The organism is Anaerococcus provencensis, from assembly GCF_000312365.2.
Lineage (GTDB): Bacteria > Bacillota > Clostridia > Tissierellales > Peptoniphilaceae > Anaerococcus > Anaerococcus provencensis.
In genome coordinates this window covers 72,399-98,367 of sequence record NZ_HG003687.1, presented here as the reverse complement: position 1 = coordinate 98,367, position 25,969 = coordinate 72,399, and the positions used below count along the sequence as shown (strand labels likewise).

The 25,969-nt window shown below is 35.3% G+C and carries 19 protein-coding genes and 1 tRNA gene; 5 read left to right on the top strand and 15 right to left on the bottom strand.

Annotation, left to right across the window (positions count from 1 at the left end; all coding sequences use genetic code 11):
* Window positions 1–54: 54 nt before the first annotated feature.
* The gene (locus BN38_RS07945; protein ID WP_044566668.1) at window positions 55–1,503 is read right to left on the bottom strand and encodes an amino acid permease; all 1,449 of its coding nucleotides are present in this window, start codon (window positions 1,501–1,503) and stop codon (window positions 55–57) included.
* A 153-nt stretch (window positions 1,504–1,656) separates the two neighbouring features.
* On the opposite strand from BN38_RS07945, the gene gltS reads away from it, so the two are divergent.
* From gltS to BN38_RS07930, 3 genes are all read left to right on the top strand, one after another.
* Entirely contained in the window at window positions 1,657–2,835 is a 1,179-nt protein-coding gene (gene gltS / locus BN38_RS07940; protein WP_044566667.1) for a sodium/glutamate symporter, read from the top strand.
* A 117-nt stretch (window positions 2,836–2,952) separates the two neighbouring features.
* On the top strand, window positions 2,953–3,366 hold the full coding sequence (locus BN38_RS07935) for a hypothetical protein (RefSeq protein WP_154649923.1): 414 nt from the start codon (window positions 2,953–2,955) through the stop codon (window positions 3,364–3,366).
* Window positions 3,367–3,405: 39 nt separating this feature from the next.
* The gene (locus BN38_RS07930; protein ID WP_044566665.1) at window positions 3,406–4,350 is read left to right on the top strand and encodes a hypothetical protein; all 945 of its coding nucleotides are present in this window, start codon (window positions 3,406–3,408) and stop codon (window positions 4,348–4,350) included.
* Between the two features lie 439 nt (window positions 4,351–4,789).
* On the opposite strand, the gene BN38_RS07925 is transcribed toward BN38_RS07930, so the two are convergent.
* The 8 genes from BN38_RS07925 to BN38_RS07890 form a co-directional block, all read right to left on the bottom strand.
* Window positions 4,790–5,671, bottom strand: coding sequence for an undecaprenyl-diphosphate phosphatase (locus BN38_RS07925; protein WP_195890894.1), 882 nt, complete (start codon window positions 5,669–5,671; stop codon window positions 4,790–4,792).
* Window positions 5,664–6,476 carry a tRNA 2-thiocytidine biosynthesis TtcA family protein gene (locus BN38_RS07920; RefSeq protein ID WP_044566661.1) on the bottom strand — a complete coding sequence of 271 codons (813 nt, stop codon included), beginning with the start codon at window positions 6,474–6,476 and terminating at the stop codon, window positions 5,664–5,666. Before BN38_RS07920 ends, BN38_RS07925 begins: the two co-directional genes overlap by 8 nt.
* Before the next feature lie 9 nt (window positions 6,477–6,485).
* A complete protein-coding gene (locus tag BN38_RS07915) occupies window positions 6,486–7,277 on the bottom strand; it encodes an MBL fold metallo-hydrolase (RefSeq protein ID WP_044566659.1) in 792 nt (263 codons plus the stop codon).
* The gene (locus BN38_RS07910) at window positions 7,278–8,099 is read right to left on the bottom strand and encodes a Cof-type HAD-IIB family hydrolase (RefSeq protein ID WP_044566657.1); all 822 of its coding nucleotides are present in this window, start codon (window positions 8,097–8,099) and stop codon (window positions 7,278–7,280) included.
* 984 nt (window positions 8,100–9,083) lie between these two features.
* Window positions 9,084–10,235 (bottom strand): NAD(P)-dependent malic enzyme, encoded by a 1,152-nt coding sequence (locus tag BN38_RS07905; RefSeq protein WP_044566655.1) that lies wholly within the window; start codon window positions 10,233–10,235, stop codon window positions 9,084–9,086.
* A gap of 221 nt (window positions 10,236–10,456) precedes the next feature.
* Window positions 10,457–10,873, bottom strand: coding sequence for a MaoC family dehydratase (locus BN38_RS07900; RefSeq protein WP_044566865.1), 417 nt, complete (start codon window positions 10,871–10,873; stop codon window positions 10,457–10,459).
* Window positions 10,874–10,895: 22 nt separating this feature from the next.
* Window positions 10,896–11,966 (bottom strand): class III poly(R)-hydroxyalkanoic acid synthase subunit PhaC, encoded by a 1,071-nt coding sequence (gene phaC / locus BN38_RS07895; protein ID WP_044566653.1) that lies wholly within the window; start codon window positions 11,964–11,966, stop codon window positions 10,896–10,898.
* 29 nt (window positions 11,967–11,995) lie between these two features.
* Window positions 11,996–13,192 (bottom strand): poly(R)-hydroxyalkanoic acid synthase subunit PhaE, encoded by a 1,197-nt coding sequence (locus tag BN38_RS07890; protein WP_044566652.1) that lies wholly within the window; start codon window positions 13,190–13,192, stop codon window positions 11,996–11,998.
* A gap of 307 nt (window positions 13,193–13,499) precedes the next feature.
* Between BN38_RS07890 and BN38_RS07885 the strand changes: the two genes are divergently transcribed.
* Window positions 13,500–13,576, top strand: a tRNA-Pro gene (locus BN38_RS07885).
* A 385-nt stretch (window positions 13,577–13,961) separates the two neighbouring features.
* Here BN38_RS07885 and BN38_RS07880 read toward each other — a convergent pair.
* The 3 genes from BN38_RS07880 to BN38_RS07865 form a co-directional block, all read right to left on the bottom strand.
* Window positions 13,962–15,052 (bottom strand): IS3 family transposase gene (locus BN38_RS07880; RefSeq protein ID WP_230197761.1). Its coding sequence is split into 2 segments (ribosomal slippage): window positions 13,962–14,815 and window positions 14,815–15,052, totalling 1,092 coding nucleotides; the frame shifts between segments, so codons are not numbered across the junction.
* 666 nt (window positions 15,053–15,718) lie between these two features.
* Window positions 15,719–17,335, bottom strand: coding sequence for a chaperonin GroEL (gene groL, locus BN38_RS07870; protein ID WP_044566647.1), 1,617 nt, complete (start codon window positions 17,333–17,335; stop codon window positions 15,719–15,721).
* Between the two features lie 15 nt (window positions 17,336–17,350).
* Entirely contained in the window at window positions 17,351–17,632 is a 282-nt protein-coding gene (locus BN38_RS07865; protein WP_044566645.1) for a co-chaperone GroES, read from the bottom strand.
* 709 nt (window positions 17,633–18,341) lie between these two features.
* Here BN38_RS07865 and msrB point away from each other — a divergent pair.
* Window positions 18,342–18,785, top strand: a complete 444-nt coding sequence (gene msrB / locus BN38_RS07860; RefSeq protein ID WP_044566643.1) for a peptide-methionine (R)-S-oxide reductase MsrB — start codon at window positions 18,342–18,344, stop codon at window positions 18,783–18,785.
* Between the two features lie 53 nt (window positions 18,786–18,838).
* On the opposite strand, the gene BN38_RS07855 is transcribed toward msrB, so the two are convergent.
* From BN38_RS07855 to BN38_RS11125, 3 genes are all read right to left on the bottom strand, one after another.
* The gene (locus BN38_RS07855; protein ID WP_044566641.1) at window positions 18,839–19,327 is read right to left on the bottom strand and encodes a hypothetical protein; all 489 of its coding nucleotides are present in this window, start codon (window positions 19,325–19,327) and stop codon (window positions 18,839–18,841) included.
* Window positions 19,320–22,823: a coiled-coil domain-containing protein gene (locus tag BN38_RS07850; protein ID WP_044566637.1), complete on the bottom strand. Its 3,504-nt coding sequence runs from the start codon at window positions 22,821–22,823 to the stop codon at window positions 19,320–19,322. The genes BN38_RS07855 and BN38_RS07850 overlap by 8 nt, the downstream gene beginning before the upstream one ends.
* 1,408 nt (window positions 22,824–24,231) lie before the next feature.
* Window positions 24,232–25,599, bottom strand: a complete 1,368-nt coding sequence (locus BN38_RS11125) for a hypothetical protein (RefSeq protein WP_044566635.1) — start codon at window positions 25,597–25,599, stop codon at window positions 24,232–24,234.
* Window positions 25,600–25,969: the final 370 nt, after the last annotated feature.

Below are 25,969 nucleotides of genomic sequence, written 5' to 3'. Positions count from 1 at the left end.
CAAGAGATAGCTTTGCCAAAATTATCCTAAGAGTGTGCAAATGATGGAACGAGATTATTCTACAAAAGTATTTGCTCTACCATCTTCTTTGGCTCTTATAGTTGGGAATATCAAACCTAGAGCAACCAAGAATACTGGTGTTAAGATATTTAAAATCATGGTAACTTTATCATCTGAATACATACCTAGTAGGCATGATAATAATGTAATTATAAAGCACCATAGGCCCCAGAATTTACCAGCTCCTTGAGATTTGGTAAACTTGTATTCTCCATTGTCCATGGCATTTTTCTTTAGCAAGTAATAAGCTATGAATACCCATAGATATCTTAGTGGCATACATACAGAGTTTAGTTTTGTAAGCGCTCTTAGAACAGATGCAGCTCCTGGAAGCAAGATTTGTGATAAGATTATTGTTCCAGATAGGATTACTACCATTTTGATACCGTTTATATATGCTCCGTATTTGTTCTTTCTTAGAAGTTTTTGTGGAACATGGATACTAATCTTTGGATCTCCTAAAAGTATTCTAAGTGGTGCATCTATAGAAAGTACCAAAATTGACAATTGGCCAATTAGGTTTGATAGGGCATATATGATTAAGAAGAAGTTTCCTAGTCCATAGTATTGTCCAAGTTTTTGGAAGGCCCAATATGCTCCATTTGCTACATAGGAGTCAAAACTTTCTTGAGTCGCATTGATGACAGCTGGATCAAACATCCTAGCCATGGCAACTGTTCCAAACAAAGCTGATATTACAACCATTATAGCTGCAGCAAGCATTGCTTTTGGGAATCCTTTTGAAGGATCACCCTTCATCTTGTTGATATATGGAGATATTTTTTCTACACCACCAACTGCAAATACCAAAATTGATAGTGAAGTAAAATATCCAACGTTGAATGTTGGTACTATTGCCTTTAGTGAAAAGTCAATATTTTGATAGTCGCCACTTGGAGCAACAACCGGTGCAAAAAGTCCTAGGATAATATATAAAATTCCCATAACAAACATAGAACTTCCTGCTATTTGTGTTAAATTTTTTAGTGGATTAAGTCCACGGCTTGCAATAAAGGCAAAAATCAAAAGTATTGCCAAAGTTACTATTTGAACATGAGAAGTTTTAAATGTATCAAATGTTTCTGCATTGTGAAAAACAAGCCAAGAAAAAGCCTTCAAAGCTCCTGAGCCCTTGGAAGCTATATAAGGAATGTGAACACACCAATAGGTCCATCCAGCATAGTAAGCAAGCTTTGTTGTAGAAGTTTGTTCAATCCATGAAGAAACTCCTCCTCCTAGATTTTTAAATGTTGATCCCAATTCTCCTACCATTAGTGCATAAGGTATAAAATAAAGGGCAAACATCAAAATCCATGAGAAAATAACTTGAATTCCGTTAAAGTACATGAATCCATTGGCAACATTACCAAAACCCCACAAAGTTGCAAAAGCCATAAAGGTCAGGCTTAGCCAACTTATATGTCCATTATCATTTTTTTTCATAAAATCCTCCGAATTTATTATATATTCAAATTAACATAGTTTGATACCTATGTCAACGATTTCACATAAATAATTAAGGATCTTTTACTCTCCATATTTAATTTTAACAATATAGATATATAATATAAGCAAGCTAAATGAAAAGAGGAAGATATGCACATAACATTAGATATGATACAAACCCTTGGAATTGCAATTCTTGCATTTATTTTTGGTAACAAAATCAAAGAAAAATCAGAATTTCTAAAAAAGTTTTTTATACCAGCTCCAGTTATAGGAGGGCTAATAATAAGCTTTCTAGTATTTTTAATAAAAACTACTGGAAGCTTTGACATAGAATTTGACCAAGTCCTACAAGATTTCTTTATGAATATATTCTTTGCATCCATAGGCCTTGCTTGTTCCTTTAAGGCTCTAAAAAAAAGTGGCAGCCTTGGTATAAAACTAGCACTTGCTATTATAATACTTTTGCCCTTACAAAATATCCTAGCTATTGGATTTACCAAACTTTTTGATATAAATCCACTCTATGGAGTTGCCATAGGATCTACATCTATGACAGGAGGCATAGGATCTGCTGTAAGTTTTGGCAAGATTATGGAAAGATATGGAGCAGATAACGCCACAGAAATAGGAGTTGCATCAGCAACCTTTGGACTCTTGGTAGGTTCCCTAGTTGGTGGTCCAGTTGCCCAAAGACTTATCAAAAACCATAGCTTAAAAAGTGAAACAGTTGAAAGACAGAATGTCCTTGATGGCAAGATAGAAAATTTAGACCAAAAATCCTTGATGAAAGCTATAGTAATTGTTGGTCTTGCAAGCTTTTTGGGAACTTTCATCAATAAAGTCTTACTTCTAACAGGCCTAAACTTCCCCTACTATGTAGGCTGCCAATTTGGAGGCCTTATTGTAAGAAATATTTACGATTACCTAAAAAAAGATATCAACACAAAAAGCATAGATACAGTAGGCAATATATCGCTAAGCCTCTTCCTATCTCTTGCCCTCATAGGATTAAATATCAGCGCAATAGTAGCCCTTGCCCTACCAATGCTTGTTGTTATGGTGGCTCAAGCAATATTTATAGCCTTTTACACCAGCCTTGTCACCTTTAAACTTGCTGGATCAAGCTACGATGCAGCAGTCATAGCAGCAGGTCATTGCGGAGTAGGATTAGGTCAGACGCCAAATGCCATAGCAAATATGGAAGCCATTATAGAGAAAGAAGGCCCAGCAGATGTAGCAATGTTTGTCTTTCCTATAGTCCTAGCCATAGCAGTAAACTTGTGCAATCCAATAGTAATCACATTTTTTATTAATTTTGTAAAATAGTTATCTTATAAGAAAAAAATTAGATTGGAGCAGATTTTGAAGGAAAAGTTGTTATTTCGAAGACAATTTGTCATAACAAAAAGGGCTAATAAATTAGAGTCCTGGAAAGAGACCAAATTGTTTGATGATTACAAACTTTACACCCACCCTGATTTAAATATTGTAGACATAAGTATGGCTGATAAAAGAGCCATACTTTTAGGATTTTTTGTAGACCCTAATCATATTGACTACGATGATTATGACATCCTAAAGGATATGCTAGGAAAATCGGATAATTTTGCCGATTTACAACAAAAATCCATATCCTTAACTGGTAGATGGATCTTAATTTACATATCAGATAAGGAAAAGAAAATCTTTAACGATCCAGCAACTTCAAGACATATATACTACTCAAGTGGACCTGAGATGATTCTAGGATCAAACTCAAATATTATAAATTATTATATAGACCATGCAGAAAATAAGGATCCTGAATTCATAGAATATATTTCTTCCAAATTTTATAATATCAACGAAGAAGAATAGTATTCAGATGCTACAGGATTTGAAAATATATATAAACTTTTGCCAAACCACTACTATGACATGGATCAAAAAACTAGTCAAAGATATTGGCTAGAAATTCCATATATAGATTATCAGCACGCCATATATAGGTCAACAGAGCTTTTGGTAAATTCTTTTAAGGCCATAGATAAAAGAGACTATTACAAGATACTAGGCCTTACATCAGGCTTTGACTCAAGAGTCATATATGCAGCTGCTTCCTACGCTGGCATAGATACCAAGTATTTCCTATCGACTATGAATATCCTAAAGGCAGACCATCCAGACCTAGTAATAGCAAAAGAAATTCTAAATGATTATGGCAAAGATCTAATAATCTTAGGTAATCTTGCACCTTTGAAAGATGAATTTGCCTACTATTACAAGGAGAATATAGAAGATACACAAATTTTACCAAAGACTCTCACAGCCCAACACTTACTATATAGCCCAGACTTCCCAGAAAATACTCTTTACATTACCGGTAATAATTCCGCTGTATTTAAAGATTTTTATGGCAAAAGAGAAGCATCAAGTGGCAAGGAGATATCCAAACTTACAGGAATTCCCAAAAAATATACAATTTTTGACCATAGTTTCGATAGATGGATTACTAAAAATAAGGGCCTTGCAGAAAAGGCTAATATCAATATGATGGATTTGTTTTACTGGGAACATAGATTGGCCAATTTCGGAGTAAAATATGTTGCTAACCAAGATATAGCAGTAGACGAATTCTCTGCCTTTAATAATAGAGAAATGTTTTTGTTGTTAATGAAGGCAAAGTACGAAAATAAAATCGACCATAGGGTTATTTTTAAAGATATAATAAACAAACTAGACCCAAAACTAATGACCTACCCCATCAACCCTAGTTCAGGAAAAGAAAAAATATCAAATATAGTAAAGAGAAATGTCTCAAAAAGGACCTGGGAGAATATAAAATTGGTACTAAAAAATTGACATTCCTATAGTATAAAACTTGCGTGTGAGAAATTTACTTAAAAATAAAATCTAATAGTAAAAAGAAGAATTCGCGGAGCGAACTTCTACTGCTCATTGCTCTCCGCAGGAGCGGAGGGGGTGTAGAAGGTTTAGGGGGATCGGGGGAAAGGAAAAAGGGGTCTCCGTAACCCCTAATTCCTATCCCCGAGGTACAACGAAAAAACCTTAAACTATACCTAAATAGAAGACATTCATATCATTAAAAAATATAAACAAATCCTGAACGAAATTATTCTAATAAAAATCCTTTTGTTATCCCTAAAATCCGTTCCCTCGAGGATGACAGTGTGAGAATCGAATGCTTTTCTATAGATTAAAGAGTTTTACATCCTTCCATCTGTCATTCTGGCGAATGCGAAGAATCTTTATCCAAACCATTCCTTTTTCAACAAACTATCTATTTTACAATCCCAAAATACATAAATACTACAGCAGCTAGAATTATCCTATATATACCAAAAGGTATGAAGTCATTTTTGCTGATGTATTCCATAAATTTCTTTATAACAATATATGCAACTACAAAGCTTAAAACCATGCCAATTACTATTAGTAGCCATTGACTTCCCGCAAAGCCATGGACGTTTTTTACTACTTTTAGCAAGGTTGCTCCAAGCATGGTTGGAATTGCTAGGAAAAATGAAAATTCTGCTGCAGCTTCACGGCTTAATCCTAGAATCATTGCTCCCATTATAGTTGCAGCTGATCTAGATGTTCCTGGTATCATGGCCAAGGCTTGAAAAAATCCTATGGCTAGGACTGTTTTGTATGGGACATTTGTTATATTGTCATGAACAAAACCTGTTTTGTTGTCATTTCTTTTTTCTACAAAAATTATTATTAAACCCCAAAGTAGAAGCATGGTTGCCACAACCATTGGGTTAAATAAGTGTTCGTCTATAAAGTCGTCAAACAAAAATCCAAGGACTCCTGCTGGCAAGATTCCTACTATAACCCTTTTCCAAAGTTCCATGGTCCTTGAATCCGGATGGGTAAGTCTAAAGTAAAATCTCGACTGTCCATTCAAGTTTTCATAATTTTTTGGAAAATATTTGTGGGTCTTGCTGTAATCCCAAGGATTTAGCATTTGAAAGTATATTACGACAACAGAAAATATTGCTCCAAGCTGGATAATTACGTTAAAAGCATTGGAAAATTCTGGCGGATTTAGCTTTACAAATTCGTTTACTAGAATAAGGTGTCCGGTTGAAGATACCGGCAAGAATTCTGTGACCCCTTCCACTATAGAAAGTATTAGTACTTTTAAAAATTCAATCATTAAATTCCTCCATAAAAGAATGTTTTTCACCATGTAATTGATAGCCTATAACCATGTCACAGTTGACATTTTCTGCCGAACGAAGTATTGACATTTCAACATCAGGATTTGACTCTTTCATACTAGCTATCATATTTTTGATCATTTTCCTGGTGTAAGCTTCCTGGGATTTTGTTACTGAGCATGCACAGTTTAGAGCAAAAAGTTCTATATAGTCACGCCATTTTATGATGTCTTCTTCTTTTACATAATAAAAAGGACGGATAAGCTCCATATTTTCAAAGTTTTGGGCCTTGAGTCTTGGCTTCATAGTTTTGAAATTGCCCGCATATAGGACATTTAACATTATAGTTTCTATGACATCATTCATATGATGACCTAGGGCAATCTTGTTGCAACCGAGCTCTTGAGCCTTGGAATATAAACTTCCCCTGCGCATTCTGGCACACATATAGCATGGATATTGGCCCTTTGATACGCTTTCTGCTATTTGAAATACATCTGTATCAAATATTTGTCCATCGATATTTAGGTATTTGAAGTTTTCTTCTAGGCGCTCTCTATTTTCTGGACTGTAGCCTGGGTCCATTGCAATGTATGCTACGTCAAATTTCACCTTGGAGTGCTTGTGAAGTTCTTCTATGACCTTGGCTAGCAATAGGGAGTCCTTGCCCCCAGATATTGCTACTGCAACCTTATCCCCATCATTTATAAGCTCAAATTCCTTGATTGCTTTTATGAAGGGTGACCAAATTTCTTTTCTATATTTTTTTATAATTGATCTTTCAATTTCAACTAATTCCATTATTTTCCTCTATAATTTGACAATCCCAGATGGATTGTGTCTATCTGCAACATCTAAAACAATATCTTTTTTGGTATCTAGGCCTAGGCTTGTTAGGTAATTGTCCACTGTAAGCCTTGATAATTCTGGAGTGTTATTGGTTTCTGATAGGTGGCCTAGGTAAACATGTTCTCTTTTTCCCTCTAAGGCATCTGCCAGGACTTCTGCCGACTGGTCATTTGACAAATGGCCCATATTGCTCATAACCCTAAGCTTTAGCGGGTATGGATATGGTCCACGCTTTAGGGCTTCAAGGTCGTGGTTGGCTTCCATGTAGTATATATCAGAACCCTTTATCTCATAAGCCATTTTTTCATCAACTATGCCAGTATCTGTAAGTATGGTAATCTTTTTGTTGCCAATATATATGACATAGCCAACAGGCTCTTTGGCATCGTGGTGGATTTTGATTGGAAGTATATCCATAGAGCCAAAGCTTAAAAATTTGCCTGTATCAAAAACTTTTATATTTTCTTCTTTGATTTTACCACAATTTTTAACTAGAGATTGCCAAGTACCATTATTGGCATATATTGGCAAATTGTGCTTGCGACTCATAGTTCCTAGACCTTTGGAGTGATCTGCGTGCTCATGGGTTACAAAGATTGCGTCAAGTTCTTTGGGAGATTTGCCAATTTCTCCTAATAAGTATTCAATTCTTTTTGCCGAAAATCCAGCATCAATCAAGATGTTAGTCCCCTTGTACTCTACAAAAAGACAATTGCCCGATGATCCTGAAGATAAAATAGCAAATGTGTCCATCTATACCTCTAAATCAAAATATTCTTTCAAAAACTCACAAAGACCTGCCTCATCGTTGGTTTTCGCCACAAAATCTGCTACTCTTTTTGTCTCGTCAGATGCATTGCCCATGGCAACACCTATTCCAGCAAGGTCTATAGCAGCCTTATCATTGGCTCCATCTCCAAAATACATAACTTCATCTGTACTAATACCAAGATAATCACAAAGTGCCTTTAAAGCTTTTTCTTTGCCAGATGTTTTCTTCAAAACTTCCAAGGCATAGTCCTCATTTCTCATAGTCATATAATCTTTTTCGATTTCTGATTTTTTATCTTTGTAGAAGCTATCTAAAACATCTTTGTCCCCTAAAAAAGCAGCCCTACCTATATCACAAGGTATTTCTTCAAAAGTCTTGTACTTTTGGCGTGGCATGAGCAAAATGCTTTGATCTTTTAGAAAACCATCATTTAAAACTTCTGCATTGTTATAGAGAACATCCTTAGAAAACAAAGCAAATTGTAGGTCATAATCATCTAGATAAGACGATATCTTATAAAAATCCTCAACAGTTAAAGAATTGTCGACAATCTTCTTGCCATCAGCATTGCATCTGACAAAGGCACCAGTATTGCAAATAGAATAATCATCAAAAGATTCAAGCCCAAGCTCCTGCCTTATCCACCAAAAGGCATTAAAAGGCCTGCCAGTAGCAATGCCAATCTTTATCCCCTTGTCATGGAGAGCTTTAAGAACAATTTTATTTTCCAAAATCACCTTACTAGAAGAATCCACCAAGGTCCCATCAAGGTCAGTGACTATTAATTTTATATTGTTTTTCATCAACATCCCTTTCTATTTAATAAAGATACCTATTAGCATATGTATCAGTCCGCTAGATTCAATAATCATTTTAATATATTTTATTATATTTACTAATTTTATTATTCCAATATGTTTATAATCCCATATATGAGACACAACGCGTCTGAATGAAGCATCTTTGTGAATAATACTTTAGGGTTGATATCTTGTATTTTTTTAATTTAAGGCTGTAGCTTCGACTCCGGGGGATAGGGATTAGGGGTTACGGAGACCCCTATACCCTTTCCCCCGGTCCCCCAAAACCCTTTTCACCCCCTCCGACACTGCGTGGGGCATGATTAGTGGAAGTTTGCTTCGCAAATTCTTTTGTTTGGACTGTTAATACAATATTCACTGCACCACTAAGCCTACAAGTGCAACATACATAGGATTTGAGGTGGGAAAATTGCTTTGTTTTCAAATCGTATAATTTCGTTAAGAAATCGCACTGTTTGAGCGTAGCGAGTTTGCGATTTTAGAAATTCAAGATTTAGAAAACACCAATTTTTGTAGTCTATAATATGATTTCACCATATCATATGGCAAGAATTTGCACGGCAAATTCTTACAAGTTCCAGCACCACGCAGTGGCCGTTTCGAGGGGGTAGCGGAAATGGGGGTTTAAGGGGGGAAAACCGGTTGGGGAGAATCGGAACTCCCCTGGGTTTTCCCCTTAGTGCAACGGTACAACCTTAAACTACAAATAAATAAAAGATGTTCATAACATCAAAAATATAATCTTTTCTCATCTTCCATTTAAAACCTTATTGCATAATTACTAGAAAAAATCCCGTAAGTCAAAGTTATATACTAAAAAATCTCTAAATCAATTACAATAATCAAAATAAATCATATATCTAAAAAGATTTTCTTTTTGTTTTTTAAAAACAAAAGAGACTGTTACTTAGTAACATGTCTCTTTACTTTCTTTTATAATTTTACTTTCAAAACTTATATTATCAATTATTTTAGAGTCTTTACAGCCTTACTTACTGCTTCTGCTATGCCCTCTTCAAAGGCTGATGGGATTACGTATTCTGGATTTAGTTCGTCATCTTCTACAAAGGCTGCCAGAGCTTTTGCTGCCGTCATTTTCATCTCATCTGTAATTTGTGGTGCGCGAGATTCTAGGGCTCCTTTGAAGATTCCTGGGAAGGCTAGGACGTTATTTATTTGGTTTGGATAGTCAGATCTGCCTGTTGCTACTACTTTTGCACCAGCTTCTATGGCTTCGTTGTAGTCTATTTCTGGCACTGGATTTGCCATGGCAAATACTATGGCATCATCGTTCATATTTTTGATGTCATCACCGTCAATGATATTTGGTGCTGATACTCCTACAAATACGTCTGCTCCAACCAAGGCTTCTTTTAGGCTTCCTTCAAAGTTTTCTGGGTTAAACATTTCTGCAATTTGCGCTTTTACTGGGTTGCCTGAGTTTAGCATAAGTTCGCTGATTGCTCCACGTGAGTCGCATACTATGATGTTTTTTACTCCCAAATCTCTTATTAGTTTTGCACAAGAAAATCCTGCTGCACCAGCTCCGGATATTACTAGTTTGATGTCTTCCGGTTTTTTGTCTACTAGTTTTAGAGCATTGATAAGAGCTGCTACTGTTACAATTGCTGTACCGTGTTGGTCATCGTGGAATACTGGTATATCTAGTTCTTCCTTTAGTGTATCTTCTATATATACACATCTTGGTGAAGATATATCTTCAAGGTTGATTCCACCAAAGCCTGGCGCTATGTTTTTCACAATATTTATGATTTCATCAGGATCTTGGGTGTCTACAACTATTGGAACAGCATTTACTCCACCAAATTCTTTGAAAAGTACTGCCTTTCCTTCCATAACAGGCAAAGCTGCTTTTGGACCGATATTACCAAGTCCTAGAACAGCAGAACCATCACTTACTACTGCAATAGTATTTGCTTTCATTGTGTATTCGTATGCTAAAGCTTCATCTTTTGCAATCTCTCTACAAGGTTCAGCAACTCCTGGTGTGTAAGCATAGGTCAAATCTTCGGCATTATTAACCTTAGCCTTTACATCTGTGCCAACCTTACCTTGCCATTCTTTATGCTTTTCTAATGCTTTTTCATAAACGTCCATGATTCACTCCTTTTATTTTTTCTAGAATAACAATTCTTATGTAAGCGATAAAATACTCTCGCTTAAGCATGATGAGATTTAATAGTTTATTTTCTGCCATTAATCTCATTATATAAGTCTATATTCTATATTATAACATCATAAGAATTAAATGTTAATTATTTGTTGATAACGATATCAAAAAAAGAAAGCCTCCAAAGAAGCTTCCTTCAAACTTTATTTTATTTTGGTGACATTACCTTTGCTGTGCCCTCTACAACAACGTCACCATCTTGGTTTGTACAAACTGTTTTTAGTATTGCTCTATTTTTTTCCTTTATCAATTCTTCAACAGTTATGGTTGCAGTAATGGTATCTCCAAAATGCACTGGTTTGGTAAATCTTAAGTCTTGGTTAAGATAAATTGTTCCAGGTCCTGGAAGTTTTGTTCCAAGAACTGCAGATATGAATCCTGCTGAAAGCATGCCATGAGCTATACGTGTCTTAAAGGCAGTGTTTTTTGCATATTCTTCGTTCATATGAGCTGGGTTAAAATCTCCAGAAACTCCTGCATAGTTATATACATCTGCTTCTGTTACTGTCTTTGTAAATGAAACTTTTTGTCCAACTTCCAATTGATCTATTGTTAATCCTTTAATCTCTTCCATCATCGCTCCTTTATTAAGAACGTTGTTGTAGCCATTCAACAACAGTTGGCGCTACTTCTTTTTGGCTTCTGCCACTTACAAACATTCCAATATGACCAGTTGGGAAGCATTTTTCTGTGAAGTCTTTAGATCCTGTTAGGTCTTTTAGTGGTATAGATGCAGCGTTTGGAACTTGGTTATCTTTTTGAGCATATAGGTTTAATACAGGTTGAGTAATCTTTTTTAGGTCAACTTTCTTGCCTGCTATATCCATCTCACCCTTAGCTAGTTTGTTTTCTCTATACATAGAATTTAGGAATTCCTTGTAAGCATTACCAGCTTGGCCTGGTGAGTCAAATATCCATTTTTCCATGGTCATGAAGTTTGCAGCATAGTCTGGGTCTTCTAGGTCATTTATAACATCCACGTATTTGTTTACCATAAGAGAAATTGGCCTTAGGGTCAAAAATCCTGTGTTCATAAAATCACCTGGTACCACACCAAAAGCATCTACCATTGTATCTGGGCTTAGGTATTTGCCCCATTTGAATAGCAATCCATCATCAGTAGAGAAGTCCACTGGTGTTACCATTGTTACTACATTTTTGATTTTCTCAGGATGCAAAGCTGTATACATTAATGAGAAAGTACCACCTTGGCATACGCCTAGGATGTTGATCTTAGAAACTTTATTTTCTTTCCTAATATGGTCAACACAATCATCTATATAGATATTAATATAATCGTCAAGGGTTAAATACTTATCTTCTTGAGTTGGGTATCCCCATTCGATAAGGTATAGGTCAAGACCACTTTCTACTAATTTTTTGATAAAAGATTTATCTTGGCTGATATCCATCATAGATGGAGTATTTACCAAGGCATATACAATAAGAGTTGGTGTCTTGCTTACCTTTGTAGCTTGTTTGTTGTAGTGATAAAGTTTTAGTTTATCCTCTTTGAATACTAGCTCTCTAGGAGTTTGATTAGCAAGGTTGCCCTCGACATTCATCATAGATTCAAAGCTTTTTAAAAATTTTTCTTGGGTTTTGATATTATCTTCCACAGTGGTTTTCATATCAAAGAAATTGAAATCTCCGTACATTATAAACCTCCACAATCTAATTATTCATCTTATTTTTGTTCAGTTTTTGTATTAAGGCTAGCCTTTAAATCCTCTAGTTCTTTTTTCACTTCTCTTAATTCGCGTCTTAAGTTGTATACTTTTTCATATACGCCATCAACTTGTGAGATAGTAACTATTGGTAGGTTAGATAGAGATTTTTCTATAACTTTATCATATTCAACTTTAAATATCATTGAAGTTTCCGCTGTTTTTGCTAAAACTTCTGCAAATTCATCTGTGTAGAAATATGTTTCGATAGCATCCTCAACATACTTAGACCACATATCATAGAATTCTTTAAATGTCTTTGGTTGCTCTCCTTCTTGAATTGATGTTGCATAGTTTTCAAAGTATTCTTTTGAGTACTTATATCCTATTGAAGCTGTTCTTGTCATATATTCAGAAACTGCAACAAGCATTTCAATCATAGCATTGACAGCCTTGTTGTTTTGTTCCAATAGCTCACGTGATGATCCAACCACTGGTGATTTAACCAAAATACCAAATGTTTGGTCATAAGCAGCCTTCCATTGTTTTAGTGTATCAGAGAACTTCATTGGATCATCAAACATACTTTGCATTGTAATATCAGCAATATTTTGATAAGCATAGGCCCATGGACCCAAGAAGTTTTCCATTGATTTAAAATATGTGTTGAAATAGCTTTGAGTATTTAGTGCAAGACCTTGCAATTCCTTTGGTAATAGTGGGATAAAGTTAGATGTGAACACTTGATTAAACTGTTCAGCCATTTCATGGATATTCTTATTTAGATTATCACTACCTGGTTTTATAATTTGGTCATTAAATTGTTTCCATTGTTCATAAAGTAATAGATACAACTTTTGTGAATTTTGCATTTTTTCAAAAACGTCACGGTTAAAAGGATTCATGCTTTGGCCTATTTGGAATGGATTATAAGAATCCATCATATCAACCCAAACTTGGTAAGGACCGTTAAACATTAAATTTGCTGTATTCATCCCTTTGTACATATTGTTCATTCCTTGGTACATATTTTTCCAATCTTTGTACCAATTTTGTTGCATATTAACAAAATCTTGATAGTTGTAAGGATTGAAGCTTGCACTTGTTTCAGTACTATCCTTAGCTTGGCCAGGATTAGTAAAAGCTCCCATCCAGTCATTCATCATTTTTTGAGAATTCTCAAACATTTCTTTCCATGCGTTGTAATATTCAGTCATAATTACCCTCCAGTATTTATAAGTTATTAGAAAGGCATCTGCAGTGTTTTATTTTAAAATATGTTTTTAGTTTTATTGTAAAAATATAATCGTTTTCATTGACAAGAATCTCTTGTTTTTATAAATTTGAGAAAATATACAATTGAATAATAAGTAAAGAAAATGATATATTATAATTTGTCAAAGATTAATACAAAACATTTTGCTAGGAATAAAATCAAAATCTACTTAACTTAATCACTAAATAGCTTTGTTAATACCTAACATATATGTGCAAAAAAGAAATACAAAAGTACCATATACTTATCGGGGTGTGGCGCAGCTTGGTAGCGCACGTGTTTCGGGAACACGGGGTCGAAGGTTCAAATCCTTTCACCCCGACCATATTATAAGTGATCAGACTTTAGTCTGATTTTTTTGTTTATAGTTTTATATAAGTACCACTGTCATATTGAGCGAATGCGAAATATCTCCTAGAGAATGTTACTTAAGGGGATCCTTCGTTCCCTGCGGTCACGCTAGGATGACAGTGGTGTTAATTTTCTATAGCTGATCTAACTACAACATCTGTCATATTGAGCGAATGCGAAATATCCCCTAGTTTATCGTACTTTGGAAGGTCCTTCGGTCGCTTTTGCTCCCTCGAGGATGACGAGAAGGTGAGGCCCGAAGCTTCTAAGCCTTTCACCCCAACCAATTCAGTAATTGATTTTGGATTGTCAACACCTATTTGTACAATCTAAAATCGAACGCACCATTATAATTTTAACTAGTTACTAGCTAAGATTTGGTTTCTATATTTAACTGGTGACAAGTAACCTAAGGATCCATGGATTCTTAGGTTGTTGTACCAATAAACATATTCTGATAGTTCTAATTTTAGTTGTTTTAAGTTTTTAAATTCTTTCTGATAAACAAATTCTGTTTTCATCACCTTATTAAATGCTTCAGCTACTGCATTATCATATGGACTTCCCTTTCCACTTAAGGATCTTTCTATGCCAAATATGTCTAGAATTTCATCTATGCTTTTGTTGTCAAATTCTCGTCCTCTATCTGTGTGAAATATTTTTATTTTATTTAATGGGTACTTGATTGAATATATTGCTTCTTTTACTAAATCTGCGCTCTTATTTTTTCCTGCTGCATATCCTATTATTTCTCGATTGTGTAAATCGATTATTGCACAGATGTAGTTCCAACTATTTCCTACTCTTACGTAAGTCAAGTCACTTACACATGCTTGTAAAGATGGCCTATTGTCAAATTGTCTATCTATCTTGTTATTAATCTTTTTGTTGTTACATGTGGTTTTTTCTACCTTGTATTGTTTTACTGTATAGCTTGATACTAGTGCATGTTTTTTCATTATTCTGCATATTTTTCTTCTTGATACTGTGATATTTTGTTTTTCTAACTCTACTTTGATTTTTCTTGATCCGTATGAATTTTTACTTTTCCTGAATATTTCTTTGATTTTTTCTTCTAAAAGCTCTTCGGTTTTTAGGGTGTCTTTTGATTCTTTTTTGTTTAGATGATAGTATATTAAACTTCTTGGTATACCTAAAAGCTTACACATTGCACTAGTACTGTATTTATCCCTGTTTGAGATTATGAGCTTTACTTTTTGCCTAGTAGTAGTGCAGCTTGCTTTAAAATATCATTTTCCATTTCAAGCTGTTTTACTTTTTTTCTTAGTTTGATTAATTCCTTTTCTTCTTCTGTTCTATTGTCATCAATGTTGAAGGAATTTGAGCTGTTGTATCTATTAACCCAATCTCTTATTGTTGATGGTGCTATGTCGTATTCTTCTCCCAATTTTTTATATGTGTAGTTACCTTGGTTAAAGATTTCTACCATCTGTTTCTTGAAGTCTTCTTCGTAGTGTTTAGCCAATTTAAAATCCCCCTATGATTTCTTATTATTTATTGTATCAGATATTCGATTTTAAATTGTACTATTTACTGTATCCTTACCATTTTCTCTATTTTTTCTATATTTATAAAAGAACACCTGTAATATTGAGCGAATGCGAAATATCTCCTAGAGAATGTTACTTAAGGGGATCCTTCGTTCCCTGAGGTCGCTCTATGATGACGATAAGGTGAGGAGCATGGATCTATGCCTTTCACCTCGGCCCATTTTTATAATCCATTGTCTAAAAGAAATAAACCAGCAGGATTGTTAAATCCTACTGGTTTTACTTTCTTTTTATATCGCTTATACTCCAGCTTCTTGCTTCGCAAGACCATTTCATGGAGACTCCTCTCAGGACGCCGGAGGGGCGTGATTCTCGTCGCTTCGCTTCTGCGACCACTCCATGGTGGGTCCTCCATCAGCCGGACGGGCTTGCTTTTGTGCCTTCGGCAGTTTTATCGCTCAAACGCCGCTTGGCTTAGTCCTCGTTGCTTCGCTCCTGCGGTTTCTTCTCGTATTTTGGGCGAGACTCCTCTCAGGACGCCGGGCAGGCTTCTTGCTTCGCAAGACCACTCCGTGGAGGGTCCTCCTTCAGCCGGACGGGCTAGTTTAATACATTCCAGGCATGCCTGCTGGCATTTCTGGTTCTTCTTTTGGTATGTCTGCTACTGCTGCTTCTGTTGTTAGTATCATTCCTGATACGCTTACTGCGTTTTGTAGGGCGCTTCTTGTTACTTTTGTTGGTTCTACTATTCCTTCTTCGAACATATTTACGTATTTGTTGTTATATGCATCGTAGCCTTCGTCTTTTGCGGATTCTTTTACGTTTTGTACTATTACAGATCCGTCCATTCCTGCGTTTTCTACTATTTGTCTTAGTGGTGATTCTAGGGCTTTTTCTATGATTGCTGCTCCTGTTTTTTCGTCACCTTCTAAGCTTTCTTTAAGTTCTGCTACTTTTTCTATAGCTCCGATTAGGACTACTCCACCACCAGCTACTATTCCTTCTTCTACTGCTGCTCTTGTTGCTGATAGGGCGTCTTCTATTCTGTATTTCTTTTCTTGCATTTCAGTTTCTGTTGCTGCACCTACGTTTATAACTGCAACTCCACCTGCAAGTTTTGCTACTCTTTCTTGTAGTTTTTCTGTTTCATATGTGGATTCTTCAGCTTCGATTTGTTGACGGATGTGGCTTACTCTTTCTTCTAGAGCATCTTTGTCACCTTTGCCTTCTACTATTGTAGTGTTATCTTTGTCAACTTTTACTTTCTTAGCTGATCCTAGCATTTCCATTTCTGTTTCTTTAAGATCCATGTTTAGGTCTTCAGAAATAACTTTTGCACCTGTTAGAATTGCAATATCCTCAAGCATTGCTTTTCTTCTATCACCGTAGCCTGGCGCTTTTACTGCTACTACGTTAAATGTTCCTCTTAGTTTGTTTAGGATAAGTGTTGTTAGGGCTTCTCCGTCTACATCATCAGCTATGATAAGTAGTGGACGACCAGCTTGGACTATTTGTTCAAGTAATGGTAGTAGGTCTTGGATGTTTGAGATCTTCTTATCTGTTAGTAGGATGTATGGATCTTCAAGTTCTGCAACCATTTTTTCATTGTCTGTTGCCATATATGGTGATAGGTATCCCTTATCAAATTGCATACCTTCTACAACATCTAGGTAAGTATCAGTTGTTTTAGATTCTTCAACTGTGATTACCCCATCGTTGCCAACTTTTTCCATAGCATCAGCTATAAATTTACCAATTTCTGGGTCAGCTGATGAGATTGTTCCAACGTTTTCTATAGATTGCTTATCTACTATATCATGAGAATTTTCTTTGATATATTCAACTGTAACATCTGTTGCTTTCTTAAGTCCCTTGTTTAAAACAATTGGGTTTGCTCCAGCTGCAAGGTTTTTAAGTCCTTCTTTGATAATAGCTTGAGCAAGAACTGTAGCTGTTGTTGTACCATCACCTGCTACATCATTTGTCTTTGTAGCAACTTCTTTTACAAGTTGAGCACCCATATTTTCAAATCTATCTTCAAGTTCAATCTCTTGGGCAATTGTTACACCATCGTTTGTGATTGTTGGTGCACCATATGATTTGTCAAGGACAACATTACGTCCCTTTGGTCCAAGAGTAACTTTAACTGCATTTGCTAGTTTGTCGACACCACGTTCTAAACCATCACGGGCATCTTTACCATAATAAATATCTTTAGCCATTATTTATATCCTTTCTTATTTTACAACTGCCAAAATATCAATGTATTTTACAACAATGTAATCAGTATCTTCTAGTTTAACTTCAGTACCTGCGTATTGAGAATATATTACCTTGTCCCCAACAGCAAGAGAATCTTTTCTCTTTTCATCTTTCAAAATATCATCACTGATAGCTACAACCTCTGCATATACAGGTTTTTCTTGAGCAGATTCTGGAAGAACAATTCCAGATTGAGTTGTCTTTTCTGCCTCAGCTTTTTTAATAACGACTCTATCTCCTATAGGTTTTAATTCCATAAATTATCTCCTTAATTATTTTTAGCACTCGCTAGTGTTAATTGCTAATTACATTATTAGTGTACTATCAATAAATAAAAAATCAAATCCTATAAATTGGTATTTGATTAAAAAAATATTTTCCATTAAGGGTGAATATTACAGTTTTTTCATTAAAAGGAGTTTTATATTGTTCCAATAAATCTAATCCTAATGTATATGTATGATTTATTTATCATATAGAATTGGATTAACTTTTATTATGCCTACTAACGGAATCTCATCAACACACTTGTCATCCTCGAGGGAGGTTCTTTTAAGAGCCGACCGAAGGATCTTTTAAAGAGATTAGTAAAGAAAGATTTTTCTTTTTATTTCAAATGTTTTGAATGTCTTAGAATCTCTCTCTTGTTTTAGGATGTACCGTTGCACTAAGGGGGAAGAGACGTAGGGGTCTCCGCTACCCCTCGACCCTACCCCCTTAGGTCGAAGGTACAGCCTAAAAGTATAGAGAGAATACTAGACATTCATCACTTTAAAAGTAAAAAGAAAAGTTTTTCTTTTTACTTTTTTTATAAAAATCCTTTGTTGATATCGCCTATATCGATAAAAATATTTTAATTTTTTCATATATTAATACAAAAACCTTTTGATTTATCAATAATGATAGTATAGTCAAAGAAACACATAAGTAAAAATGTTTTTGTGCATGCTTTAAGGAGGATTTTTTATGTATAATAAGCCAAGTGATGAAGAATTAAAGAAAAATCTTTCTCTAATATCCTATGAAGTGACCCAACATTCGGCTACGGAAAGGCCTTTTTCTTCTGAGTATGATGATTTTTATGAAGATGGAATTTATGTTGATATAGTTTCTGGTGAAGCTCTTTTTTCATCAAAGGATAAGTTCAATGCAAGTTGTGGATGGCCTTCTTTTTCTAAGGCACTTGATGATTCTGATATAGTGGAGCATGAAGACTTCTCTCACGGCATGGTTCGTACTGAGGTAAGAAGTAAGGATGCTGACAGCCACCTAGGACATGTTTTTCCTGATGGACCAGCAGAACTTGGTGGACTACGCTATTGTATCAACGGGGCTAGTCTCAGATTTATCCCAAAGGAAGATTTAGAAAAAGAAGGATACGGAAAGTATTTAGATATTTTTGAAGATTAATTTTGTATTATAAGAGGAACTCCATTTTTTGGAGTTCCCCTTTTTTTATCTTTTTAGTTTCCAAGTTGATCTAGAGTTGCTTGTGCTTCGTCAATTAGTTGGTTTGAATCTTCAAGCATTTGTTCTAGTTCTGGTTTGATATCAGCTACTTGTTCTGGTGTCATTTCTAGTAAGATTTCTATAGCACGAGCTTGTGTTCTGTTATCAAAGATTGCTTGTTCTAGTGTTTCTCTGATATCTTGGTCAGAAGCATTTGCCATGTCATCTTCTGTTTCTTCTGCGTTTTCATCAGCATTTTCTTCTGTACCTTCTGCTGGATCTTCTTCTGAGTTTTCGTCAGCATTTTCGTCAGTATTTTCGCTTGCTTGGTCTTCTGCTTTTTGATCAGTAGCTTCTTCAGCATTTTCTGCTGGAGCATTTTCAGTGTTTTCTTCAACTACTGGAGCTTCGCCTTCTTTGTCATTTTTTACTACGTTGTCGCAACCTACTAGTGCTAAAGAAAGCGCTAGAGTTGCTAGAATTGTCTTACTTGTATTATTCATTTTTATCTCCTTGGAAAGTTTTCTTTTCATTTTTATCAGTTGTATTATCTTTTTTACCCTTTTTTGAAACAAATACATAGCCCAATATTGCTATTGCTAGGACTGCCACATAACCTATGACAGAATCTATACCTGTTCTTACAATTGATCCTGGTGTTACTGTTGTTGGAACACTCTTGGTTGTTGTAACAGGTACTGTTTTTGTACTTGTTGTAGTTACAGGAGTTTGTACGCCTCCTCTTGTAGTTGTTACACTTACCTTAGCCCCTTCTTTTGGTAGGGCATTGGTTAGTTCCTTTTCTACAGCTATGAGGTCGTCCATAGCCTTGCCATCTTCGTTAAGGGCGTTGATTTTGTCAGCAATAGCAGCTTTTATCTTAGAATCGGTTATTTTATCAGAATTATCTTTGTATTTTTTAGCCAGAGCTTCAAATCTTTCTTCGAACTTATCGCCATCTAATTCTTTGCGAGCATCAAATAGCTTATCATAAGCATCTTTGATTTCTTCACTGCTTGCATCAGATTTTTCTATCAATTTCTTTGCATCATCAAGGGCTTTGATATAGGCTTCTTTTAGGCTCTTTTGTGCCTTAATATATTTGATCTCACGTCTAAATGATGCATCTCCCTTAATAAATTCATTTATCTTGGTCTTATAATCATTGACCATAGAATCTTTGATGTCTTTTAGGATATCTTTAAATCTTTCCTTAGCCAACACTTCATTTAGCTTATTAAAGGCTTGGTCAATTTTACTAGCATCTTCAGTGGTAACAGCAGCTTTTGCCTTGCTAATAGCATCTGCTAGTTCTTCTTTTAATTCATCTTTGATAGATTCATAGTTTTTGTGAGATTGAACTTTTTCGCCAATAGCTATTAATTGTTGTAATTGTTCAGTCTTCTTTTCAAGACCTGTGTCAGTTTTGCCAGATCTTTTAGCTAGAACTTCTTGGGTGATTTTCTTTATATCTTGTGCATTAAGCATACTAATTAACCTAGTTCTTGCAGCTTCGATGTCTTCTTTGTTATTAGATTCTATAGCTGCTTCCAAGGCCACTAGAGCTTCATTTAGAGATTTCTTATTGGTTTGAGTCACGCCATTAAAGTCTGGGTGATTTTGAACTTCCTTAGCAACATCAACTAATTCTTTTACAACAAGATCTTCTAATTTAGTTTCTTTATTTTTTTTGATTTCTTCAACTATTGCCTTAATATCGCTAGCATTAAGACCTGCTTCAAGATCGCTGATCAATGAATCTAGCTTATCCTGAGAAACTTCTTTTGTAAAGTCAGTATCTTCAACAGCTTTGACAGCATTTTCCAATCTAGTCTTATTATTTTGTGCTACTTTTAAATATTTTGGATGATTGTAAACTTTTCTTATAGGTTCCATATAATCATTGATCTTAGCAATAGCTATATTTTGTGGATCTAAATTTTCTATGACTGTACGAGCATTTTTCAAGTCTTCGACAAGTTTTGACATATCAGCATCTGATCTGTTTTCATTAGCTATGATGCTGTTAGCTTTTTCTATAAGCTCCTTGTAGTCATCAGCAATTTTTTTCTTATCCTCATCTGCGCTTGATTCTGCTGTTTTGAAACTTTCTTTACTTATCAAGCGATTTGCTTTTCTAAGCTCTCCTCTTAGGTCAAGCTCAACTTGGCTAATCTCATCAAGAATAGCTTTCTTAAGATTGTTAATAACCGTTGCATAATCATCTAGTGTTGCTTGGTCATTTTTGCCACTATTTAGATATTTTTTTGCCTCTTCTATACGCTCGTTATAGGTATTTATAAGCCTTTTTTCATAATCGTTGCCTGATAAAGCTTTGTCGGTGAATTTCTTTTCTTTCCTAAATTCACTTGCCTCTTCAACTAAAGCTTGTAGGTCATTTGGATAAGTTGTTTTTGCATCATAGCCAATGTCTTTGAGGGCTTTTTCTACCTTATCTACTGCAGTTTTAAGCTCTTCAAGGGTGATCGCCTTTTCATTAGCTTTCTTTGTTTGTAATGCAAGGGCTTCTTTAATAGCCTCATCATAAGCAGTTTTTAGGTCTTCTTTAGCTTGCCTATATGAATTGCTTGATTTTACATTTTCCTTATCGCTTGTATAAGTATTCAATTTATCAAGTAGGGCCTTTGCTTCTGCCTTTAGCTCTTCATTATCATCAGAAGTTTTGCCAAAGCCTACTTTTGCAGACTCTATTAGTCCAATAGCACTATTGACTTTTTCCAAGCTTTCCTTGTCTTTTTCGTTAAGTTTTTTCGCTTCCTCAATGGCTATATCGTAGGCATCTTTTGAATCTTTATCTGCATTTTTGTAATCGTTAGAATTTTTGATTGTGTCAGCTTCTTCTATTAATCTATTTAGCTTTTCAATTGCTCTTTGAATTTCAGTTTTTCCGTCATCTATAGTCTTGGTTTCAACTGGTTTTAGAGCAAGTTTTGCCATACTTATGCTTTTGATAGCTCTTTGGTAGTCAGCAGGATTAGCATCTTTCTTTTCCAAAACTGTTTTACCATAGGCAAGGGCATTCTCATAAGTTCTTTGGGCAATCTTATTCGCCTTGTCTTTTCCAGCAAAGTTTTCATTAACTAGGCTTTCTAGATTTGATTTTAACCTGCTAAGCTCTGTATTATTCTCATCTTTTGCAAGTTGAGCATCGCTTAAAGCCTTATTTAGGCCATCGTAAGCCTTTTGTAAAGCATCAGTTTCAGCATTCACGTTATTATAAACATCAACGCCAGCATTAATAGCATCAGCAAGCTTATTATCAAAACCGGCACTCTTATTAGCATCGTGGAACTTCTTTGCATTATTAATCAATTCAAGAAGATTAGTTCTAGCCTTACCATAAGCTGCGAGCTCTGCAGACTCTAGATTAGAAAGTTCGTCTCCACTTAGGACATACTTGCTAGCATCAAGTTTTTTCTCGCTCACAATTTTATCAATTAGACTAGCAAGATCAGAATTTGCCTTATCAATCTCATCGGTAGATTTTTCAACATCTGCCAATGTACCCTTAGCCTTATCTATAGCTTCATTAAGGCTATTCTTATTAGTTTCATCAAGAGCTTCATCAGCTGCTAATTTACTTGCCATAGCAATAGTAGAAGATAAACCATCACGGGCATCACTAGTAACATAGACATTGCCAGAAAGTTTATCCATTGCATCTTTTATAGCCTGATAAAGCTTTTCGATATTGGCCGGATTCTCTTTGTCAAGCTCACTAGAAGCATTTGCAATAGCATCATCATAAGCTTTCTTTTCACTTTGAGTTGCATTGTTATATTTCTTAGATTTTTTAACATTCGCACTTTCATCGACCAAAGACTTCAAAGAATTTGCATCGACAGCGGAATTTTCACTAGTAGGCGCACTCACTTCACTTGCATAGACCGTATTAGTATGTAGTGGTCCTTGAAGATTGGCAACAGAAAAAGAAAGCGCCAAAACAAGTGCTCCAACTTTAATATTTTTCTTATACATATTAGTCTCCTAATTAGTGTTAAAGTAAGTAAAATACTTACACTTAGTCACAATGATTATACAATTTTTCTGGACTTTAGTCAAAAGAAATGGAGGGTTCTATAGTTTTCAAAAACTATAGGAAAATTTTAATTTTTATACATTAAAACTCATTCCTCCAGCACACTGTCATCCTTGAGAGAGGCCTTTGTAAGGCCGAACGAAGTATCTATATAAAAGAAGTCATAAAAGAAAATAATTTTCTTCCTAATAATATAGGAATAGGTGCCTTTTATTTAATTATTATTTAAGGTTTATTCTTCGACACCGGGGCGCATGGCTATATGGGCGCAGAGGCCCCTTTTGCCCTTCCCCGGACCCCCGACCCATTTCACCCCTCTGCCACTGCGTGGAGCGAATGTGTAAGAATTTGCTTTGCAAATTCTAGCAATTTGATTGGGTGAAATCACATTATATACTACAAAAATTGGTGTTTTCTAAATCTTGAATTTCTAAAATCGCAAACTCGCTACGCTCAAACAGTGCGATTTCTTAACGAAATTCTGCAATTTGAAAACAACACAATTTCCCCACCTCTATACTATCAGTTTTGTGCCCTCCCACTTGTCATTCTGAAGAAGCTATAGCGACTGAAGAATCCCATAGGATAATAATTCTATTAGAGATCCTTCGGTCGGTCCATAGTCCCTCCCTCGAGGATGACAGGTTTGTTGATATCATTTTTGTAGTATGTGGCATCAACAGTCCAAACAAAAGAATTTGCGAAGCAAACTTCTACTGCTCATTGCTCTCCGCAGGAGCGGAGGTGGTGTAGAAGGTATAGGGGGATCGGGGGGGGGAGTTAAACAGCCGTTGATTTCGGCTGTTTAACCCGGAAACTCAGTGCGATAGCACGAAGGAGCTTTGAATAAAGCGAGTTTCCGTAGGAAAAAGGGGTCTGTCCTCTGTCAGCCGGACGGGCTAATTACCCCTAATTCCTATCCCCCGAGGTGCAACGGTATAGCCTTAAATAATGATCAAATATAAGACATCTATCACTTTAAAAGTGGAAAAATATATTTTTTGGGAATTTTTTATAAAGATCCTTCGGTCGGCCTTTAAGGCCTCCCTCTAGGATGACAGGTGTGGTGAAGAATGTAAGCCCTGAAAAAAATTTGTATTTAATATAATATTTTCTTCTTGCATTTTTAAAAAGACCTTCCATTTAGGATTACAGGGCGTGTATGAAAATATAAGTGGTGGCGATTATTAATGTATTTAAAAGGCGTTTTTCTGATTTTTTGGCAAAAAAATCATCCACATTGCTGTGGATGGTTTTTTCAAGTGAGTACCGCGCGTTACTTTTCTTTATTTATTTGTAAGCCTTATTGAGTGCACTCTGTTGTGGGCTCTTTTTTATAACTATTAATTAGTTATTTTTTTTGCTTGCTGCGTATGCAACTGAAGCTGCTGCTAGAACGCCTGCTACGCCAGCTACGCCAGCGATACCTGTTTTAGCGTTATTACCAGCTTTTTTAACTACTTTTGTTGTTGTAGTTGTTTTTTCTTCTTTTTTATCTTCTTTTTTATCTTCAGCTGGTTTTTCTTCATCTTTTTTGTCGTCAGCTGGTTTTTTTTCGTCTTTTTTATCGTCTTCTGGTTTTACTTCTTCTTCAGCTGGTTGATTTTTTTCGTTTTCTTTAAGAGTATCTTCGATCTCTTTTGTTTTTTCGTTTAATTTTTCTGTTAATTCTTTAGCTTTTTCTTCAGCTGATTTTTCTTCTTCAGCAGCGTATGCTGTAGATACTAGGTTAAGAGCTGCTTTTTTGCCTAGAAGTTCTTCAGATACTTTGATTGTTGCTTCAGCATCTTTAACTAGTTTGTCAAGTTTGTCAACAACTTTAGCGATTGTTTTTGGTGTTGTTTTCTTTAATGTTTCAACAGCTTTGATTTGAATCTTAGCGTCAAGGATAGCTTTTTCTAGAGCTGCTCTTGTTTCTGGTTTGATTTCATCTTTGTCAGCTGGTTTTGCTGGTTTAACATTTTCAAAGATAAGTGTGATGTCGCCAGCTTTTTCAGCTCTGTTGATTACGTCTACAGAAACACCTTCTTTAACAAGTTTTTCTTTAGCTGCGTCGTATTTAGCTTGAGCTGCTGCTAGAGCTTTTTGAGCTTCTTGTCTCTTATTTACAGCTTCGTTGTAATCACCAAGTCTTCTAGAAACTTCAGATTGAAGTTCAGCTCTCTTATCTTCAACACCTTTGATTTCTTCTTCATATTTTGCTACTTTTTCATTTAGAGCAATGATGTCTTTAAGAGCTTCAGCTTGAGCTTCTTGTGCTGGAAGATCTACATCTTTATTGATATATTTTGATAGATTGTCAATGTATTTAGCTGTTAGAACATCATAATTTGGTTTGTTGCTAAAGCTACCAGCATTTGCTTCATATTTTGCTACTGCTGCTGCTTTTTCATTCATAGCACGATCAAGATCTTCTTGGTATGGTGTATCAGCATATTTTCCTGGTGTTTTGCCATATCTAGCTTCTAATACTGCTAATTTTGCAAGAGCATCTTCGTAAGCTTTTTTAGCTACTTCTTCGTTAGCTTTAGCTGTTTCAACAGCTTTTTCAGCTGCTCTTAAAGCATTCCATTTTTCGATAAAGTCGTTTTTAGCTAATTTGTAGTCATATGTGAATTCTGCAGATACTTTTGTATCAGCTGCGAATGAAGGTGCAACTGCACCAAGTCCTAGAGCTAATGCTAATGCACCAGCTGCGATTTTATTTCTTTTCATTAGAAATATTCTCCTTTTTGTTTTCTCGTTTTAATTTACTAATTATTTTAATTAGTACTCACTTTACACTTTCTATATTACCCTAGATTCTACATTTTTGCAACACATTTGTTTAAAAAAATAAATATTTCTAAAAAATATCTATCAAAGAATAGACATATTGTCTTCATAATGGTTACAAATGGGTATTTTATCATATTGGCAATATGAAAGATTTATAAGACCTTGGCCAATAATTTTATAGATATATTTATTTTCTATATATTTGCCTATGGTCTTTGGTAAACTATCAGTATTTGCTTGCACTCATGATTAAGATTTCAGCCCATGCTTTCTTAATCTATTTTCAATCATTTGTCTATACATTACA

Coding starts and splice junctions, on each gene's coding strand:
- BN38_RS07945 (WP_044566668.1), bottom strand. CDS start 1,503: ATGAAAAAAAATGATAATGGACATATAAGTTGGCTAAGCCTGACCTTT.
- BN38_RS07905 (WP_044566655.1), bottom strand. CDS start 10,235: ATGGACGTTTATGAAAAAGCATTAGAAAAGCATAAAGAATGGCAAGGT.
- groL (WP_044566647.1), bottom strand. CDS start 17,335: ATGGCTAAAGATATTTATTATGGTAAAGATGCCCGTGATGGTTTAGAA.
- BN38_RS07850 (WP_044566637.1), bottom strand. CDS start 22,823: ATGTATAAGAAAAATATTAAAGTTGGAGCACTTGTTTTGGCGCTTTCT.
- BN38_RS07925 (WP_195890894.1), bottom strand. CDS start 5,671: ATGATTGAATTTTTAAAAGTACTAATACTTTCTATAGTGGAAGGGGTC.
- BN38_RS07920 (WP_044566661.1), bottom strand. CDS start 6,476: ATGGAATTAGTTGAAATTGAAAGATCAATTATAAAAAAATATAGAAAA.
- BN38_RS07890 (WP_044566652.1), bottom strand. CDS start 13,192: ATGACTGAATATTACAACGCATGGAAAGAAATGTTTGAGAATTCTCAA.
- BN38_RS07865 (WP_044566645.1), bottom strand. CDS start 17,632: ATGGAATTAAAACCTATAGGAGATAGAGTCGTTATTAAAAAAGCTGAG.
- BN38_RS07855 (WP_044566641.1), bottom strand. CDS start 19,327: ATGAATAATACAAGTAAGACAATTCTAGCAACTCTAGCGCTTTCTTTA.
- phaC (WP_044566653.1), bottom strand. CDS start 11,966: ATGTACGGAGATTTCAATTTCTTTGATATGAAAACCACTGTGGAAGAT.
- gltS (WP_044566667.1), top strand. CDS start 1,657: ATGCACATAACATTAGATATGATACAAACCCTTGGAATTGCAATTCTT.
- msrB (WP_044566643.1), top strand. CDS start 18,342: ATGTATAATAAGCCAAGTGATGAAGAATTAAAGAAAAATCTTTCTCTA.
- BN38_RS11125 (WP_044566635.1), bottom strand. CDS start 25,599: ATGAAAAGAAATAAAATCGCAGCTGGTGCATTAGCATTAGCTCTAGGA.
- BN38_RS07910 (WP_044566657.1), bottom strand. CDS start 8,099: ATGAAAAACAATATAAAATTAATAGTCACTGACCTTGATGGGACCTTG.
- BN38_RS07915 (WP_044566659.1), bottom strand. CDS start 7,277: ATGGACACATTTGCTATTTTATCTTCAGGATCATCGGGCAATTGTCTT.